Origin of the sequence: Xylophilus sp. GOD-11R (genome assembly GCF_033546935.1) — a bacterium.
GTDB lineage: Bacteria > Pseudomonadota > Gammaproteobacteria > Burkholderiales > Burkholderiaceae_C > Xylophilus.
Map to the genome: position 1 here is coordinate 2,351,495 of NZ_CP137854.1, position 16,702 is coordinate 2,368,196.

At 67.3% G+C, this 16,702-nt stretch carries 16 protein-coding genes; 5 read left to right on the forward strand and 11 right to left on the reverse strand.

What is annotated here, in order from left to right:
- Positions 1 to 2 precede the first annotated feature (2 nt).
- A complete protein-coding gene (locus R9X41_RS11095; protein WP_318634926.1) occupies positions 3 to 2,081 on the reverse strand; it encodes an ATP-binding protein in 2,079 nt (692 codons plus the stop codon).
- A gap of 113 nt (positions 2,082 to 2,194) precedes the next feature.
- Here R9X41_RS11095 and R9X41_RS11100 point away from each other — a divergent pair, with 113 nt between their 5' ends.
- Positions 2,195 to 3,199 (forward strand): XdhC family protein, encoded by a 1,005-nt coding sequence (locus R9X41_RS11100; protein WP_318634927.1) that lies wholly within the window; start codon positions 2,195 to 2,197, stop codon positions 3,197 to 3,199.
- 14 nt (positions 3,200 to 3,213) lie between these two features.
- Here the strand turns inward: R9X41_RS11100 and R9X41_RS11105 are convergent, their stop codons facing one another.
- The 3 genes from R9X41_RS11105 to R9X41_RS11115 all read right to left on the reverse strand — a co-directional run bounded on the left by R9X41_RS11105 (position 3,214) and on the right by R9X41_RS11115 (position 6,816).
- A complete protein-coding gene (locus tag R9X41_RS11105; RefSeq protein WP_318634928.1) occupies positions 3,214 to 4,794 on the reverse strand; it encodes a methyl-accepting chemotaxis protein in 1,581 nt (526 codons plus the stop codon).
- A gap of 112 nt (positions 4,795 to 4,906) precedes the next feature.
- Positions 4,907 to 5,887, reverse strand: coding sequence for an NAD(P)H-quinone oxidoreductase (locus R9X41_RS11110; RefSeq protein ID WP_318634929.1), 981 nt, complete (start codon positions 5,885 to 5,887; stop codon positions 4,907 to 4,909).
- Positions 5,884 to 6,816: a polysaccharide deacetylase family protein gene (locus R9X41_RS11115; protein WP_412556682.1), complete on the reverse strand. Its 933-nt coding sequence runs from the start codon at positions 6,814 to 6,816 to the stop codon at positions 5,884 to 5,886. Before R9X41_RS11115 ends, R9X41_RS11110 begins: the two co-directional genes overlap by 4 nt.
- Before the next feature lie 249 nt (positions 6,817 to 7,065).
- Here R9X41_RS11115 and R9X41_RS11120 point away from each other — a divergent pair, with 249 nt between their 5' ends.
- Positions 7,066 to 7,458 carry a hypothetical protein gene (locus tag R9X41_RS11120; RefSeq protein WP_318634930.1) on the forward strand — a complete coding sequence of 131 codons (393 nt, stop codon included), beginning with the start codon at positions 7,066 to 7,068 and terminating at the stop codon, positions 7,456 to 7,458.
- A gap of 60 nt (positions 7,459 to 7,518) precedes the next feature.
- A complete protein-coding gene (locus tag R9X41_RS11125; protein WP_318634931.1) occupies positions 7,519 to 8,271 on the forward strand; it encodes a heparan-alpha-glucosaminide N-acetyltransferase in 753 nt (250 codons plus the stop codon).
- 92 nt (positions 8,272 to 8,363) lie between these two features.
- Here the strand turns inward: R9X41_RS11125 and R9X41_RS11130 are convergent, their stop codons facing one another.
- From R9X41_RS11130 to pncB, 6 genes are all read right to left on the reverse strand, one after another.
- Complete coding sequence (locus R9X41_RS11130) at positions 8,364 to 9,152, reverse strand: peptidylprolyl isomerase (RefSeq protein ID WP_318634932.1); 789 nt, start codon at positions 9,150 to 9,152, stop codon at positions 8,364 to 8,366.
- 126 nt (positions 9,153 to 9,278) lie between these two features.
- Positions 9,279 to 9,575 carry a BolA family protein gene (locus R9X41_RS11135; protein ID WP_318634933.1) on the reverse strand — a complete coding sequence of 99 codons (297 nt, stop codon included), beginning with the start codon at positions 9,573 to 9,575 and terminating at the stop codon, positions 9,279 to 9,281.
- Between the two features lie 4 nt (positions 9,576 to 9,579).
- Entirely contained in the window at positions 9,580 to 10,134 is a 555-nt protein-coding gene (locus R9X41_RS11140) for a septation protein A (protein WP_318634934.1), read from the reverse strand.
- A 121-nt stretch (positions 10,135 to 10,255) separates the two neighbouring features.
- Positions 10,256 to 10,681 (reverse strand): peptide-methionine (R)-S-oxide reductase MsrB, encoded by a 426-nt coding sequence (gene msrB, locus R9X41_RS11145; protein ID WP_318634935.1) that lies wholly within the window; start codon positions 10,679 to 10,681, stop codon positions 10,256 to 10,258.
- Positions 10,678 to 12,174 (reverse strand): protein adenylyltransferase SelO, encoded by a 1,497-nt coding sequence (locus tag R9X41_RS11150; protein WP_318634936.1) that lies wholly within the window; start codon positions 12,172 to 12,174, stop codon positions 10,678 to 10,680. The genes msrB and R9X41_RS11150 overlap by 4 nt, the downstream gene beginning before the upstream one ends.
- A 55-nt stretch (positions 12,175 to 12,229) precedes the next feature.
- Positions 12,230 to 13,438, reverse strand: a complete 1,209-nt coding sequence (gene pncB, locus R9X41_RS11155) for a nicotinate phosphoribosyltransferase (protein WP_318634937.1) — start codon at positions 13,436 to 13,438, stop codon at positions 12,230 to 12,232.
- A gap of 60 nt (positions 13,439 to 13,498) precedes the next feature.
- On the opposite strand from pncB, the gene arfB reads away from it, so the two are divergent.
- Positions 13,499 to 13,906, forward strand: a complete 408-nt coding sequence (gene arfB, locus R9X41_RS11160; protein WP_318634938.1) for an alternative ribosome rescue aminoacyl-tRNA hydrolase ArfB — start codon at positions 13,499 to 13,501, stop codon at positions 13,904 to 13,906.
- A 17-nt stretch (positions 13,907 to 13,923) separates the two neighbouring features.
- A complete protein-coding gene (locus tag R9X41_RS11165) occupies positions 13,924 to 14,397 on the forward strand; it encodes an HIT family protein (protein WP_318634939.1) in 474 nt (157 codons plus the stop codon).
- A 66-nt stretch (positions 14,398 to 14,463) separates the two neighbouring features.
- Here the strand turns inward: R9X41_RS11165 and R9X41_RS11170 are convergent, their stop codons facing one another.
- Entirely contained in the window at positions 14,464 to 16,686 is a 2,223-nt protein-coding gene (locus R9X41_RS11170; RefSeq protein ID WP_318634940.1) for an NADP-dependent isocitrate dehydrogenase, read from the reverse strand.
- Positions 16,687 to 16,702 lie beyond the last annotated feature (16 nt).

Here is a 16,702-nt window from a genome sequence, read left to right on the forward strand (position 1 = left end):
CTTCAGTGCAGGATGCGGGCGACCGCGCGCTGCAGGCTGTCGTCGTTGAAGGGCTTGCGCAGCACCATGGCGTCGGCGATGCCGTCGAGCGCCACGGTGTCGGAATACCCGCTCACGAACAGGATCGGCAGGCCCGGATGCAGCTCCTGGGCGCGGCGGGCGACTTCGGCGCCGTTCATGCCCGGCATGATGAAGTCGATCACCGCGGCGTCGGGCCGCCAGGCGGCGAGTTGTTCGAGGCCGCTGCGTCCATCGGCGCTTTCGGTGACCTCGAAGCCGGCGCTGCCAAGCAGTTCGACGATGACGCGGCGCACGTCCTCGTCGTCGTCGATCACCAGCAGGCGCTTCCTGGCCGCATTCATCAGGCCGGCATCGTCTTGCGTGGCGGCTGGGCGAATCTGCTCGGCCGCCACCGCTTCGGTTTCACGCAGCAGCAATTCGACCGTAGTGCCGGCGCCCGGCACGCTGAACAGGCGCAGGTCGCCGCCGCACTGCAGGGCAAAGCCGTGGGCCTGCGCCAGCCCCAGGCCGGTGCCCTTGCCGCGCTCCTTGGTCGTGAAGAAGGGCTCGATCGCCCGCGCCGCGATCTCGGGCGACATGCCGACGCCGGTGTCGATGATGCGGATGCCGATGGCCGCGACCGGCTCGCCGGTGTTGAAGACGTGCTTCAGCCGTTCGGCTTCGATCGTCACCCGCCCGCCGCCGGGCATGGCGTCGCGCGCGTTGACCACCAGATTCAGGATGGCCAACTCCAACTGGTCGCCGTCGGTACGCGCCCAGGTGCCTTCGCTGTGGTCGCGGATTTCGATGTCGATGTCCGGCCCCAGGGCGTTGCCGATGAGTTCGCGCGCCTGCGCCAGCAGCGGGCGGATTTCCACCGCACGGATGTCGAGCCGCTGGCTGCGCGAGAAGGTGAGCAGCTGCGAGGTGAGCCGGGTGCCGCGCTCCACGGCCGCGCCAGCGGCGATGGCGTTGCGCATGGCCGGATGGTCTTCGGGCAGCTTGCGGCGCAGCAGCTGCAGGTTGCCGCTGACGCCCATCAGCAGGTTGTTGAAATCGTGCGCGATGCCGCCGGTGAGCTGGCCCACGGTTTCCAGCCGCTGCGTGGCATACATCGCGGCTTCGACCTTGCGGCGTTCTTCCACTTCGCGCTCGATCTGCCGGGCCTGCCGCTTGAGCTGGCGTTCCATGTCGCGGTTGTGGGCATCCAGGAAGGCCGCGCGTTTCTGGCGCTCGGCATCGAGCGTGGCCAGGATCCGGCCGTCGCGCAGCACCAGCAAGGCCAGCGGCACGATGGTAACGATGACCAGCAAGGTCACGGCGGCGTCCATGCCCAGCTTTTCGATGGTGGCCAGCCGCAGCAGCGCCCAGGCAGCCACCGGAGGCACCAGGGTGAACAGCAGCTGGCGCCGCGTGGCGCCGCCGCCGGGCGCGGGTGCGGCAATGACCGCGGACCAGCCGGTGCGGTGCTCGATGAAGATCGCGCCGAGCGACAGCAGGAACAGAGCCGAGGCCGTCGGCAGCGTGACGCCGCTGAAGAACTCGAGCGCCCCGATCTGCTCCGGCCCGTACGCGTAACCGAGCAGCACCGTGCCGGTAATGGCCATGCCCATGCCCGAGCAGGTGTTCGACAGCCTTGGATAGGCGCGCCGCAAGATCACCGCGCCGGCTACCAGCACGATGCAGCAGGCGGTGGCCGGTGCCGTCATGCCCCGCGGCGAGTCACCGGGCAACAGGCTGGCGACCAGGCCGCTGACCTGGTCGGTGTCGCTGACCAATCGGCTCGCCAGCACCGCCAGCCCCAGGGCTGCGGCCGGCGCGGTCGACGCGGCAGCGATGCGGATGTATTCCCGCGCCGACAGCATGATGGCGATTGCCAGCAGGCAGATGCCCAGCGTGGTCACCGGCGACATGCCCGCACGGGTGACGATGAGATGCGGGAAATCGAAGGTGAAACCGGAAAAGGCCAGCACCGCGATCAGCGCCGCCACCACCGCGCCCAGGTCGGCCGTCGCGAGCACGCGGCGGTCGAGCCGGCGGTACCGGGTGCGGTCGATCGGATGGTTGGGAACAGAGGCCATGGTGGGGTCGGTGAGTCGATGTCTCGTTCTGCGGGGAGTGATTTTCACTTGGCGGCAGGGGGAATAGTGACTATCGGAAACGGCCGAATGCATTTGCCCGCCAATAATTGCCCATGGACAAGATCGATTTGACAGTTCTCCGGGCCTTGCGCGACTGGCGCGCCGCCGGCCGGCACGCCTTGTTGGCCACCGTGGTGCGCACCTGGGGCTCCTCGCCGCGGCCGGTCGGATCGACCCTGGCGCTGCGCGAAGACGGCGCCGTGGTCGGCTCGGTCTCGGGTGGCTGCATCGAGGACGACCTCATCGCCCGCCATACCGGCGGGACATTCGACCGTTCGCCGGAATTGCTGCGCTACGGCATCGACGCCGACGAGGCGCACCGCTTCGGCCTGCCGTGCGGCGGCACGCTGGAGCTGATGCTGGAGTTCGATCCCGACGCCGCGTCACTGTCGGATCTGGTGGCCACGCTGGAATCCGGCCGTCTGGTGCGGCGCCGCGTCGCCCTGGGCGACGGCGCGGTCACCCTGGTCTCGACCGACGAGCCGCAGGCGCTGGAGCTCGACGGCCAGTCGCTGTCGGCGACCTTCGGGCCGGAATTTCGCATGCTGCTGATCGGCGCCGGCGCCTTGTCGGAATACCTGGCGACCATGGCGAAGTTCAGCGGCTTCTCGGTCACGGTGTGCGATCCGCGGGCCGAATACAGCGGCCACTGGTCGGTGCCGGGCGTGACCCTGGCGCCGGGCATGCCCGACGACGTGGTCACCGCGTTCCGGCCCGACGGCCGATCCTGCGTCATCGCGCTCACCCACGATCCCAAGCTCGACGACCTGGCACTGCTCGAGGCCCTGCAGAGCGACGCCTTTTATGTGGGCGCGATCGGCTCCCGGCGAAACAACGCCGCTCGGCGCCAGCGGCTGGCGCAGCATTTCGATGTGTCGGCCGAGGCACTGGCGCGGCTGCGCGGTCCGATCGGTCTCTATATCGGCAGCAAGACGCCACCAGAGATCGCGGTGAGCGTCATGGCCGAGGTGCTGGCGGTGAAGAACAGCGTCAGCCTGCCGGCCGAAATGGCGGTAGCCGTCGGCAAGCAGGCCGAAGAGCCGTCGCTGGTGGCCTGAGGGCCGCCCAGCGTTCAGCGCAGCGCGATCAGCTCGCCCTGCGGCGGCAGGCGGAAGGTGCCGACGAGCGTTGCCAGGTGCTCGGCCTGCGCCTTCAACCCCTCGGCGGCGGCCGACGATTGCTCCACCAGCGCCGCGTTCTGCTGCGTCATCTGGTCGAGGTTGGTCACCGCCTCGCTCACCTGGCCGAGCCCGGTGCTCTGCTCGCTGGTGGCCACCGATATCTCGTTGATGATGGCCGTTACCCGCGCCACCGAGCTCACGATCTCGGTCATGGTCGCCCCGGCCGCCTGCACCAGCTGCGTGCCGTCGTTCACCTGCCGCACGCTGTCGGCGATGAGCCCGCCGATCTCGCGCGCGGCGGTCGCCGAGCGCTGCGCCAGGTTGCGCACCTCGGCCGCCACCACCGCGAAACCACGGCCTTGTTCCCCCGCGCGGGCGGCTTCCACCGCCGCGTTGAGCGCCAGAATGTTGGTCTGGAAGGCGATGCTGTCGATGACGCCGGTGATCTCCGAAATGCGCCGCGACGAGCCCGCGATGCCCTCCATGGTGGCAACCACCTTGGCCACCGCTTCCCGCCCGCTGACGGCCACGCCGCCGGCGGATTCGGCCAGGCCGCTGGCCTGACGGGCCGCGTCGGCCGTCTGGCGCACGGTCGCCAGCAGCTCTTCCATGCTGGCTGCGACCTGTTCCAGGTTGGATGCGGTCTGTTCGGTGCGCGAGGCCAGGTCGTTGTTGCCGGCGGCGATTTCCGAACTGGCGCCGGCCACGCTGGTGCTGGAGCCGCGCAGGTCGGCGACCAGCGACGCCAGACGCTTCTGCATGCCGCCGAGGCCGAGCAGCATGGCCTGCAGTTCATCGCGGCTGCCGGGGTGGGGAGCGGGCAGGGCGGAGGTGAGATCACCCTGCGCGATGTCGTTGGCGAGGCCGGACGCCGAGGCGAGCGGCTTCAGGATGGAACGCGCCAGCGCCCAGGCGCAAAGCACGCTGGCCAGCAGGCCGAGCAGGATGCCCGCGACCAGCAGCAGGATGCCGGTGCGCGCGTTGTGGGCTGCCGCCGTGCGTTCCTCGTCGACCAGGCGTCGCTGAAAGGCGGCCAGTTCCTCGACCGAAGCGGCATAGGCGGCGGCGGCCGGGCGCAGATTGCCGGCGACGGCGTCGGGCGGCAGGGTTTCGCCGGCCTGGCGGCGGCCGACGAGGCCGTCGCGGATCTTGCGGAAATTGCCGCCGGCGCTGTCGATGGCAGCGAAGAGACGGCGCGAATCCTCGTCGGTGGCCAGCGCTTCCAGCCGCTTGCGCACCAATTCCGACCGGGCCGAGGTCGCCTTGCGGTCCGCGTCGATGCGGGCCACGAAAGCCGGGTTGTCGGTGAGCTCCAGCAAGGTTTCGGCGCGGCTCGCGCTGATCACCACGATGGCCTGCAGCTCGCGGGCGAGCAGGGCACGTTCGGAAGAGGCGCCACCCAGGTCGTCGGCCAGCGCACGGAGCTGATTCAGGCGCCAAACGCCGATGCCGGCGGCCAGCGCCATGACCAGGCACACCAGCCCGAAAGCGGAGGCCAGGCGGGGCGCCAGCCTTGCACGAGAAAGAAACATCGATCACCACCGTAGACGGCAGACTCCCGCGTGCGGGCCGCACGGCTCGGATCTGCTCGTCTCCTGGATATCGGCCTTTTTCGGCCGATCTTGAGGGCGCGTCGCCCGAGGCTCAGGGCACGAGCACGATCTTGCCGACATTGAGGCCGGCCTCCATCCGCCGATGGGCCTCGGCCGCCTCGGCCAGCGGGTAGCGGCGGTCGAGCACGGGCTTCAGCCGGCCGTCGCCGAAGTGCGCCAGCCAGGCGTCGGCGAATCGGCGGGTCATGGCCTGCTTGACTTCGGGCGTGCGCGACTTCATCACCGTGCCCATGATCTGCAGGTGGCGGAACAGCACCCGATCGAGCGGAAGCGCGGCACCTGTCGAACCACCCATCAGGCCGACCTGCACCAGGCGGCCGCCTTCGGCCAGCGCGCGCACGTTGCGCTCCAGGTAGGGCGCGCCGATGAAGTCGATCACCACGTCGACGCCGCGCTCGCCGGCCTCGGCCCTCACGACATCGGCGAAGTCCTGGGCCTTGTGGTCGACGAGCACGTCGGCTCCGAGCGCACGCACTTCGTCGTGCTTGCTGGCGCTGGCCGTGGCGAAGACCTGCGCGCCGACGGCATGCGCCAGTTGCACCGCCGCCGATCCGACGCCGCCGGCGGCCGCGTGGATCAGCACCTTTTCGCCGGGCTGCAGCCGGCCCAGGTGTATCAGCGCCTCGTGCGCGGTGACGAACACCTCGGGAATGGCGCCGGCCAGCACGATGTCCATGCCCTCGGGCACGCGGATCGCCATGCGGTGGTCGAAGCGCGCCAGCTCGGCGTAGGAGCCACCACCGACGATGCCCATGACCCGGTCGCCGATGGCGAAGCCGGCCACCTCGTCGCCCATGGCGACGACCTCGCCGGCGATCTCCAGGCCCATCAGCGTGGAGTCGCCGAAGTCGGCGCGGCCGTAGGCGCCACGGCGCTGGTTGAGGTCGGCCCGGTTGACGCCGGCCGCGCGGTTGCGCACCAGCAAGTCGTGCGGGCGCACGACCGGATCGGGAACATCGGTGAGTTGCAGGACGTCGGCTTCGCCGAAGGATTCGAAGGTGATGGCTTTCATGCGGCGATCGTCGCATGGGCGCAGATGGCGCCGGGCGTGGTCATCCAGATATCCCCTCGGTCGCGGGCGGCGGCGAAGGTCTCGAGCACCCGGCGCAGATGCCGCAGCCGGTAGGGCTGGCCCACGATGTAGGGATGCAGCGCCAGCCCCATCACCAGCGGCTGCTCGCGCGACTGCTCCAGCATCTCGTCGAAGTTGTCGGTGACCATGCGGCAGAAGGATTCGGAATCCATCTGCCGGCCGATGATCATCGGAATGTCGTTGAGCTCCTGCGGATAGGGCACCGACCAGAACTCCGCGCCGCTGCGGTTACGCATGCGCAAGGGCTGGTCGTCGTGGCACCAGTTGAGGGTGTAGCGGTAGCCGGTTTCCGCCAGCAGATCGGGTGTGAGGGCGCTCTCGGAGATCCAGGGCGAGAGCCAGCCGGACGGGGCCACGCCGCTTTCGCGCAGCATGCGCGCGCGGCAGTCGGCGAGCAGGCGTTTTTCTTCCGGCTCGCTCAGCACGGCCTGGCGCTCGGCGTTGGTATGGCCGTGGCCGACGAGCTCGTCACCGCGCGCCACGCAGGCCGCGATGAGTTCGCGGCAGTGGTCGTAGAGCGCGGTGTTGACCAGGGCCGCGCTGGGCAGGCCGAGCCGGTCGAACAGTTCCAGGCAGCGCCAGGCGCCGACGCGGTTGCCGTACTCGCGCCAGGCGTAGTTGAGGACATCGGGCTCGGGCGACACCGGGCCGATGTTGGCGCCCATGCCTTCGCCGAACGCGAAATGTTCCAGGTTGAAGCCGAGGTACACCGCCAGGCCGGCGCCGTTGGGCCAGCGATAGTGCGGGCGGCGCGTGATGGGGTGGAAATCGAAGCGGTCATGGTGCGGCAGCAGGCCGCCATAGCGTGCCGTGCCCGGCGCCTTGGCGGGTCGTGGAAAAGAATTCAATGGGGTCTCCGTCGGTGAACTGGTGGCACTCGCGAGCAGCGTGCAACCGGCGTGCCACGCCAGTGTGAATGCTGGTGCTGTGGGCGTAGCACCGGCCGCGGTGTCGGCCGAGTGCCCGATATGCATCCGAAATACTTAAATCACACGGTCAGTTACAAATTAGGCAAAGCATGCGGAGCAAGATGTTCTTCGACGCACGGACGGCTCGTCCCGCAGATCATTACCTGTCAACTCCAACGAGGATCCACCATGAAGAAGATCGCACTCGCCATCGCAGCGGCCACGCTGTTGGCTTCCCAGGCTTTTGCCCAGTCGCCGACCGGTCCGGTCGACGGCACCGGCAAGTCACCGCAGCTGCCTGCCGGCAGCGCGGCCAAGCCGGGTGGCGTGGGCACCGGCATGGGCGACGGCGGCAAGGCCGCAATGCCGGGCACGCCTACGGGCACGCGGCCACGCGCATCGGCAGCCAGCATGGCCAAGCCGGGTGGCGCCGGCGAAGGCGCGGTCACCGGTGCCGACAAGCCGGCTGCCGCCAGCAAGTCCGAACGCCAGATGGCACGGGAAGAGCGCCGCGCGCGAATGAAGTCGGCCAACAAGTCCGGCGAGATCCCGTCGCCCACCGTCTCGCCCAAGAGCTACTGAGGGGTATCGACCACGGGTCGATAGACTCACGGGATGCCTCTCGCGCGCCCCGTGACATCGATGGAAGATCTCCGAGGCCGCGCATCGCGTCTGGACGCGTTGCGCGGCCTCGCTGTCGTCTGGATGACGGTTTTCCATTTTTGCTTCGACCTCAACTTCCACGGATTCATCCAACAGCGGATGTTGTCCGACCCGGTCTGGACCTGGCAGCGCGCGAGCATCGTGACGCTTTTTCTTTTCTGCGCCGGCATGGGACAGGCCTTGGCCCTGGCATCAGGCCAGGGCTGGCCGCGCTTCTGGCGGCGCTGGGCGCAAGTCGCCGGCTGCGCCCTGGCGGTGACGGCAGGCTCTTACTTCATGTTCCCCAAGACCTTCATCGGCTTCGGCGTGTTGCACGGGCTGGCCACCATGCTGATCATCGCCCGGCTGTCGGGGCGTTTCGGCGGCTGGTTGTGGCCGATGGGCGCGGTCGCGCTGCTGTCGCCCCTGGTGGCGCAGGCGCTGCTGCCGGGAACCGGTCTCGAGGCGGCATTCAACGGCGTTCCGCTGCGGGTGCTGGGGCTGGTGACGGTCAAGCCGTTCACCGAGGACTATGTGCCGATCCTGCCCTGGCTCGGCGTGGTGTGGTGGGGGCTGGCGGCGGGCTCGTGGGCGGCGCGACATCGGCGTGCCTGGCTCGAAGGTCCGCTCGCAGGCGGCGCCGCCGCACGGGCGCTGGCCTGGCTCGGCCGCCATAGCCTGCCCTGGTACATGCTGCACCAGCCGGTGCTGATGGGGCTCGTCGGCGCGGCGGCCTATCTGGCGCGGGCCTGACCGGACCGCCGCTCGGCCCCTCGTCAGACGTAAAAAAGCGGCCCTCAGACCGCTTTTTTGCTGACAGACCGGTATGAGCCGGCCCGCGGGGCTTACTCGACCTTGGCCTTGGCGCGCAGGTCTTGCTGGTAGGCCGCCAGCTTCTGCTGCTGCAGCTGCTGCACGATCTGCGGCTTGACCTGGTCGAACGGAGGCAGCTTGGATTCGCGGACGTCGTCCAGGCGAATGATGTGATAGCCGAACTGGCTCTTGACCGGCGTGTCGGTGGTCTGGCCCTTCTTCAGCGCGGCCAGGGCGTCGCCGAATTCCTTGACGTAGTTGCTCGGGCTGGCCCAGTCGAGGTCACCGCCGTTGGCGCCGGAGCCGGTGTCCTTGGACTGCTTCTTGGCGATGTCTTCGAACTTCGCGCCCTTCTTCAGGCGGGCGATGATGTCCTTGGCGTCGGCTTCCTTGTCGACCAGGATGTGGTGCGCCTTGTATTCCTTGGTGCCGTTGGCGGCGGCGAACTTGTCGTATTCGGCCTTGGCGTCCGCGTCGCTGATCGGGTTCTTTTCTTGCCACTTGGCGAAGAGGTCGCGGATCAGGATGGTCTGGCGGGCCAGTTCCATCTGGTTCTTGTAGTCCTCGGTGCCTTCGAGGCCCTGCTTCTGGGCTTCCTGCAGGAAGATTTCGCGGGCGATGACTTCGTCCTTGATCTGGCCTTCGATTTCCGGCGTGATCGGGCGGCCGGACTTGGCGATCTGGGCGCTCAATACGTCGGCACGGGCCTTGGGCACTGCCTTGCCGTTGACGACGGCGATGTTCTGCGCCAGCGCCGGAAGCGCGAAGGCTGCCATGAGGGCGGCCGCGACGGCGGTGCGAGTCGTGCGATTGTTCAGCATAGAGATCCTCGGAGAACCGTTTTAGGAGTAGTTGGGAGAGGGAACGAGCTTAAGGGCCCGCAAGAGCTGTTCGGTATCCGGACATGACGGACAACCGTAAACCGGATGAAAAGCCGGATGGTCTGGTCAGACAGTGGGCGGTGTGGAAGGTTCCGGAAGAACTTCGATGGCCAGCGCATGCAGGCCGGCATCGAGAAATTGTCGCAGGGAATCATACACAAGGCGGTGCTGCGCCACGCGGGTGGCGCCGGTCAGTCCGGCAGCGGCGATGCGCACCCGGAAATGCGTGCCGTAGCCGGTGCCGTTGGCGCCGACGTGGCCGGCATGCGCGGCGCTTTCGTCGAGCACTTCGAGGCGACTCGGGCTGAACACGGTGCGGAGTTGCCGGGTAATGGCCTCGGCGGTGATGTCCTGGGGATGCATGGTGTCAGCGCGGATCGTTGGCGGCCCGGTCCTCGGGCAGCATGTGCCGGCCGAGGTAGAGGCCCTGCACGACGACGAAGACCAACATCAGCCCCATGCCGCCGAAGAGCTTGAAGTTGACCCAGGTGTCGGTGTCGAAGTGGTAGGCCACCCAGAGGTTGAGCGCGCCCATCACGGTGAAGAAGCCGACCCAGCTCCAGTTGGCCACGCGCCAGGCGTGGTCGGGCAGTTGCATCTGCGAGCCCATCAGCGACTTGAGCAGGTTCTTCTTGAAGAACAGCTGGCCACCGGCGAGCGTGAGGCCCATCACCCAATAGAGCACGGTGGGCTTCCATTTGATGAATTCCTCGTTATGGGCGATGAGCGTGGCGCCGCCGAAGAGCACGATGACCACCAGGCTCACCCACTGCATCGGCTCGATCTTGCCGCGCTTGAAGTAGAACCAGCCGATCTGCACCGCTGTGGCCGCGATGGCAATGCCGGTCGCGACGTAGATTCCGCCGAGCTTGAATGCGACGAAGAACAGGATGATGGGAAAGAAGTCGAGGAGCAGCTTCATGCCGATGGTGTTGGGGTCGCAGGCGCCCGGGAGCACGAGGGCCGCGCGGTCGGGATCGAAAAGCCGCTATTGTGCCGCCGCCTGCGTGATGTTCACGCCGCAGCGACGGCTGATCATTGGTTCATTGGCCCTCGGGCGTGAAGTCGAGCGAGGCCGAATTCATGCAGTAGCGCAGGCCGGTCGGCGTGGGGCCGTCGGGGAAAACGTGGCCCAGGTGGGCGTGGCAGTTGGCGCAGACGGTTTCGGTGCGCACCATGCCGTGGCTGCGGTCGGTGATTTCCTCGACCGCGCCGGCAATGGCCTGCGAGAAGCTCGGCCAGCCGCAGCCGGCGTCGAACTTGGTGCCGGAGTCGAACAGCTTGGCGCCGCAGACGATGCAGTAATAACTACCATCGGCCCACACCGCGTTGTATTTGCCGGTGAAGGGGCGCTCGGTGGCGGCCTTGCGGGTAATTTCGAAGGCGCCGGGCTCGGCCTGTTTTTCGGCGAGACGGGCCTTCCATTCGGTGTCGTCGCGAGGCGGGGCGGCTTTGGTGGTGTCGTTCATGATGAGCAGCTGATCTCGATGGTGGAAGCCCAGTCGGGCGGAAAGTCGGCGTAGGCGTCGAATCCCGGATGTTGCTCGAAGGGCCAGGACAGCAAAGTCGTCAGGGCGGCGATGCCGCTGTAGTCCTTCTGCCGGGCCTGGCGGATCGCGGTTTCGCCGAGGTGGTTGCGCAAGACGAACCTGGGGTTGACGGCGAGCATCGCAAGGCCGGCCGCCGGGCGATCGGTGCCGGCCAGGCGGGCCGCGTGGCGGGCGATCCAGGTGTCGAAGCCTTCGCGGTCCAGGAACAGGTCGCGCACCGGCTCGACCGGGCCGCCGCAGACGTGGTCCGCGAGCCGGCGCCAGAAGATGGTCCAGTCGACCTGGTGGGCGGCCAGCAGGCGCAGCAGACCGTCGAGCAGGTCGGCGTCTTCGGGCTGTTCGTCCGCGAGGCCGAGCTTGGCGCGCATGCGGGCGAGGTATTCGATTGGAAAACGCTGCTTGTAGGGCTCCAGCGCGGCCATGGCGAGTTCGGTGTCGCCGATGAGCGGCATGAGCGCCTGGCCGAGGCAGAAGAGGTTCCAGTAGGCGACCTGGGGCTGCTGGTCGTAGGCGTAGCGGCCTTGCGTGTCGCTGTGGTTGCAGATGTGGCGGGGGTCGAAGCCGTCGAGGAACTGGAACGGGCCGTAGTCGATGGTCAGGCCCAGGATGCTCATGTTGTCGGTGTTCATCACGCCGTGGCAAAAGCCCACGGCCTGCCACTGCGCCACCATGGCGGCGGTGCGCAGGGTGACTTGGGCGAGCAGGGCGGCGTAGGCGTTGCCGGCAAAACCTTCACCCGCGCGCGCTTGCGGATAGTGCCGGTCGATGATGTGGTCGGCGAGGGTGCGCAGGGAATCGACGTCCTGCCGCGCGGCGAAGTGCTCGAAATGGCCGAAGCGGATGAAGCTGGGTGCGAGCCGGGTGACGACGGCGGCGGTTTCGATTTCCTCGCGGCGCACACCGGCATCCGAGCCCACGACAGCCAGCGCTCGGGTGGTCGGAATGCCGAGCCCGGCCATGGCTTCGCTGCAGAGAAATTCACGAATGCTCGATCGCAGCACCGCCCGGCCGTCGCCGCCGCGCGAATACGGCGTGCGCCCGGCACCCTTGAGCTGGATTTCGAGCGGGCCGCCGGGTGCATCGACCTCGCCGAGCAGCAGCGCGCGCCCATCGCCGAGCTGCCCGGCCCACACGCCGAACTGGTGGCCGCTGTAGAGGGTGGCGACCGGCGAGCTGCCGGCCAGTGTGCGGCTGCCGGCGAGGGCTTCGATCACCAGCGGATCGGACAGCGCCAACGCATCCAGGCCGAGCAGCGCGGCAGCCGATGCACTGACGCCCACGGGGTAGGGCGCTGGCAGCGGCTGGGCCTGGATCGCGGTGGAGAAGGCGGGGCCGAGCGTGGCGAAGCCGGGCCGCCAGGAGAGTCCGAGTTCGGCCTGGACGGGCGGCGGCGTAAGGGTTTCGACGGTCATGCGGCATTTTCCCGCAGCATTGCCGGCCTCATGGCACGCCGGGGTTTAGGCGCAGTCAGGTCGTGGGGATCTGCGGTGCCGGCACTTTGAAGACCTGCGCCAGGTACGCCAGGAAGGTGTAGTCGTCACACAGCGTCTTGCCGGGCGAATCGGAGAGCTTGGCAACGGTCTGGCCGTTGCAGGAGGTCAGCTTCATCACGATGTTGAGCGTCTTGTTGCCCATGTCATTGGTGAGGTTGGTGCCGATGCCGAAGCCCAGGTTCACCCGGTCGCCAAAGTGCCGGTAGAGCGACATGGCCGAGGGCAGGTTGAGCCCATCGGAGAAGACGAGGCGCTTGGTGTGCGCGTCGAGCCGCAGCTTGGCGTAGTGGGCCAGGGCTTTCTCGCCCCAGACCACCGGGTCGCCGGAATCGTGTCGCAGGCCGTCGAAGAGCTTGGCGAAGTAGAGGTCGAAGTCTTCCAGAAAGGCGTCCATGCCGATCACGTCGGTGAGCGCGATGCCGAGGTCGCCCCGGTATTCCTGCACCCAATCCTCCAGCGCGGCGCGCTGGAAATCGCGCAGCCGCACGCCGAGCGCCTGGTAGGTCTGCAGGTATTCGTGGGCCATGGTGCCGATCGGCACGATATCGAGTTCCTTGGCCAGCAGCACGTTGGAAGTGCCCCGGAAGAAGGGCTGGGCCTGGTCGCGCAGCACGGTGACCACCTCGGTCTGCCAGGCACGCGAGAAGCGCCGGCGCACGCCGAAGTCGAAGAATTCGAAGGGGTGGCGGCGCTGCGGCTCCCGGGCGAAATCCTGGATCAGCTCGATCTTGGAGGCAAGGCGCTTGCGGCCCTCGGCGAGCGCGGCTTCCTGGTCGAAGCGGCGGAAATAGAGCTCGTTGACGATGGAGAGCACGAAGATCTCGAAGCCCATCACATGCACCTGCGGGCCGCGCACTTCGATGCGCAGATGGTCGCCGTCGGCATAGGCGCGGATGAATTCGCGCTGGAAACTGAAGATGCGGAGGTAATCGACGAAATCACTGCGCATGAAACGCAGGCCGCGCAGATAGGCCTGTTCTTCGGGCGTCACCCGCAGGCTGCACAGGTGGTCGAGCTGTTCGTTGAGCTCGCCGACCAGCTCCGACAGCGGATAGGCCGTGACCGGATTGCGGCAGCTGAAGGTGTATTCGGCTTCGTTCTGCGGGTGCCGGTGCAGGATCGCCTGCCACATGGTGAACTTGTAGAGGTCGGTATCCAGCAGGCTTTGAATGATGGGTGTCATGTCTCTATGCGCAGATATAGCCGGTCGAGTCTATGCGTTGTGCAGATACAGTGCCCGGTGATGAAAGCCAAGCCCGTCCTGATCGATGAGAACGAAGTCGTCTGCACCGCCATCCGTGCGCAGGGGGCGGGCGGCCAGAACGTGAACAAGGTGTCGAGCGCGGTGCATCTGCGCTACGACATCCCCGCCAGTTCGCTGCCTGACGACGTGAAGGAGCGGCTGCTCGCCACCTCCGACAGCCGCATCACCCGCGAGGGCGTGCTGGTGCTGAAGGCGCAGCAACACCGTACGCAGGAAATGAACCGGGCCGATGCGCTGGCACGGCTGCAGGCGGTGGTGGACGCGGCGGCGGTGGTGCCGACTGTTCGCCGGGCAACCAAGCCGAGCTACGGCTCGAAGATGCGGCGGCTGGAAGGCAAGAGCCTGCGGTCGCAGACCAAGAGCCTGCGCGGGCCGGTGAGGGACTGAGGTAAGGAACGATGCAAATGAATAAATTCGAATGCGTTTTCTGCCGGATCGCGGCCGGGCGAGCCCCGAGTCACCGGATCTGGGAAAGCGATACCGTCATGGCGTTCCTGTCGCTTCATCCCAATACCGAAGGGTTCACCGTGGTGGCCACCAAGGCACATCACCCGAGCTACCTGTTCGACATGAAAGAAACCGCCTTCATCGACCTGGTCACGTCGGCGAAAAAGGTCGGAAAAATGCTCGACCAGGCATTCGACGACGTCGGCCGCACCGCTTGCATCATGGAAGGCTTCGGCGTCGACCACGCCCACATCAAGCTGTTCCCGATGCACGGAACCCAGGGGCCGTGGCGGCCGATCAAATCGAAGGTCGACAAGTTTTTCGCGACCTACGAAGGCTATGTTTCGTCGCATGACCATCAGCGCGCCGACGACGATCAGCTTCGGATGCTGGCCGAACGCATTCGGACCACCGGCTACGGGCCAGAATGAAAAAAAGCCGGCGGTCGCAAGGACCACCGGCTTTTCATCTGAAGCGGCAAGAGCCGCAGCGAACGATTACAGCGCCGCCAGCGTCTGGTTCAGCGTGGCGCTCGGTCGCATGGCGGTCGATGCCTTGGTTTCATCCGGGCTGTAGTAGCCGCCGATATCGACCGGCTTGCCCTGGGCCGCGGCCAGTTCGGCGACGATCTTGGCCTCGTTATCGCCCCATGCCTTGGCGAGCGCCGCGAACTGGGTGGCGAGTTCCTTGTCTTCGGTCTGCGCAGCGACGGCCTGTGCCCAGTACAGGCCCAGGTAGAAGTGGCTGCCGCGGTTGTCCAGGCCGCCGACCTTGCGGGCGGGCGACTTGTCGGTGTCGAGGAACTTGCCGGTGGCTTCGTCCAGCGTCTTGGCCAGCAGCAGCGCCTTGGGGTTGTCGTAGACGCGGCCCAGGTGCTCCAGCGAAGCGGCGAGCGCCATGAATTCGCCCAGCGAATCCCAGCGCAGGAAACCTTCTTCGACGAACTGCTGCACGTGCTTGGGCGCGGAGCCACCGGCACCGGTTTCGAACAGGCCGCCGCCGGCCATCAGCGGCACGATGGAGAGCATCTTGGCGCTGGTGCCGAGTTCCATGATGGGGAACAGGTCGGTGAGGTAGTCGCGCAGCACGTTGCCGGTGACCGAGATGGTGTCCTTGCCGGCGCGGATGCGGTCGATGGAGAACTGCGTGGCCTTGACCGGCGACATGATCTGGATGTCGAGGCCGGTGGTGTCGTGGTTCTTTAGGTAGGTCTTGACCTTGGCGATGATCTGCGCGTCGTGGGCGCGGGCCTCGTCGAGCCAGAAGACGGCCGGCGTGCTGGAGGCACGGGCGCGGTCGACGGCGAGCTTGACCCAGTCCTGCACCGGCGCGTCCTTGGTCTGGCACATGCGCCAGATGTCGCCCGGCTCGACCACGTGCGAGAGCAGCACCTGGCCGGCGCCGTCGGTGACGGTGACGGTGCCGGCCTTGGCGATCTCGAAGGTCTTGTCGTGCGAGCCGTATTCTTCGGCGGCCTGGGCCATGAGGCCGACGTTGGGCACGGTGCCCATGGTGACGGGGTCGAAGGCTCCGTTCTTCTTGCAGTCCTCGATGACGGTGGCGTAGACGCCGGCGTAGCTGCGGTCGGGAATGATGGCCTTGGTGTCCTGCAGGTCGCCGGCCGGGTTCCACATCTTGCCGCTGTCGCGGATCATGGCGGGCATCGAGGCATCGACGATGACGTCGCTCGGCACGTGCAGGGTGGTGATGCCCTTGTCGGAGTTGACCATGGCCAGCGCCGGCAGCTGTTCGTAGGCGGCCTGGATGTCGGCTTCGATGGCGGCCTGGTGTTCGCCGGGCAGCGACTTGATCTTGGCGTAGAGGTCGCCGATGCCGTTGTTGGGGTCGAAGCCAACCTGCTCGAGCAGGTGGGCGTGCTTGGCCAGCACGTCTCGGTAGAAGACGGCGACGCCGTGGCCGAAGATGATGGGGTCGGAGACCTTCATCATGGTGGCCTTGAGGTGCATGGAGAACAGCACGCCCTTGGCCTTGGCATCGACCACCTGAGCTTCGAGGAAGGCGCGCAGCTTGGCCTTGCTGAGCACGGCGGCGTCGATGATCTCGCCGGCCTTGACGGCGGTCTTTTCCTTCAGCACGGTCTTGCTGCCGTCGGCGGCGGTGAGTTCGATCTTCACCGTGCCGGCGTCGGCGACGAGGGCCGACTTCTCGCTGCCGAAGAAGTCGCCGTCCTGCATGCTGGAGACGTGCGACTTGCTGTCTGCCGACCAGGCGCCCATCTTGTGCGGATGCTTGCGGGCGTAGTTCTTGACGGACAGCGGCGCGCGGCGGTCGGAGTTGCCTTCGCGCAGCACCGGGTTGACCGCGCTGCCCTTGACCTTGTCGTAGCGGGCCTTGATGTCCTTGTCGGCGTCGGTCTTGACCTCGTCCGGATAGTCGGGGAGCTTGTAGCCCTGCTTCTGCAGCTCGGCGATGGCGGCCTTGAGCTGGGGCATCGAGGCGCTGATGTTGGGCAGCTTGATGATGTTGGCTTCGGCCTTGGTGGCCAGGGCGCCGAGTTCGGCCAGCGAGTCGCCGATCTTCTGCTGGTCGTCGAGGAAGTCGGGGAACACCGCCAGGATGCGGCCGGCCAGGGAGATGTCGCGGGTCTCGACCACGATGCCGGCGGACTTGGCGAAGGCCTGCACGATGGGCAGCAGCGAACGGGTGGCCAGCGCGGGCGCTTCGTCGGTCAGGGTGTAGATGATCTTGGCAGTGGACATGTCGATTGGATTTGGG

Bases quoted from the DNA above. Each gene is read 5' to 3' on its own strand.
- R9X41_RS11095 (WP_318634926.1), bottom strand. From the start codon at position 2,081: ATGGCCTCTGTTCCCAACCATCCGATCGACCGCACCCGGTACCGCCGG.
- R9X41_RS11100 (WP_318634927.1), top strand. From the start codon at position 2,195: ATGGACAAGATCGATTTGACAGTTCTCCGGGCCTTGCGCGACTGGCGC.
- R9X41_RS11105 (WP_318634928.1), bottom strand. From the start codon at position 4,794: ATGTTTCTTTCTCGTGCAAGGCTGGCGCCCCGCCTGGCCTCCGCTTTC.
- R9X41_RS11110 (WP_318634929.1), bottom strand. From the start codon at position 5,887: ATGAAAGCCATCACCTTCGAATCCTTCGGCGAAGCCGACGTCCTGCAA.
- R9X41_RS11120 (WP_318634930.1), top strand. From the start codon at position 7,066: ATGAAGAAGATCGCACTCGCCATCGCAGCGGCCACGCTGTTGGCTTCC.
- R9X41_RS11125 (WP_318634931.1), top strand. From the start codon at position 7,519: ATGGAAGATCTCCGAGGCCGCGCATCGCGTCTGGACGCGTTGCGCGGC.
- R9X41_RS11130 (WP_318634932.1), bottom strand. From the start codon at position 9,152: ATGCTGAACAATCGCACGACTCGCACCGCCGTCGCGGCCGCCCTCATG.
- R9X41_RS11135 (WP_318634933.1), bottom strand. From the start codon at position 9,575: ATGCATCCCCAGGACATCACCGCCGAGGCCATTACCCGGCAACTCCGC.
- R9X41_RS11140 (WP_318634934.1), bottom strand. From the start codon at position 10,134: ATGAAGCTGCTCCTCGACTTCTTTCCCATCATCCTGTTCTTCGTCGCA.
- msrB (WP_318634935.1), bottom strand. From the start codon at position 10,681: ATGAACGACACCACCAAAGCCGCCCCGCCTCGCGACGACACCGAATGG.
- R9X41_RS11150 (WP_318634936.1), bottom strand. From the start codon at position 12,174: ATGACCGTCGAAACCCTTACGCCGCCGCCCGTCCAGGCCGAACTCGGA.
- pncB (WP_318634937.1), bottom strand. From the start codon at position 13,438: ATGACACCCATCATTCAAAGCCTGCTGGATACCGACCTCTACAAGTTC.
- arfB (WP_318634938.1), top strand. From the start codon at position 13,499: ATGAAAGCCAAGCCCGTCCTGATCGATGAGAACGAAGTCGTCTGCACC.
- R9X41_RS11165 (WP_318634939.1), top strand. From the start codon at position 13,924: ATGAATAAATTCGAATGCGTTTTCTGCCGGATCGCGGCCGGGCGAGCC.
- R9X41_RS11170 (WP_318634940.1), bottom strand. From the start codon at position 16,686: ATGTCCACTGCCAAGATCATCTACACCCTGACCGACGAAGCGCCCGCG.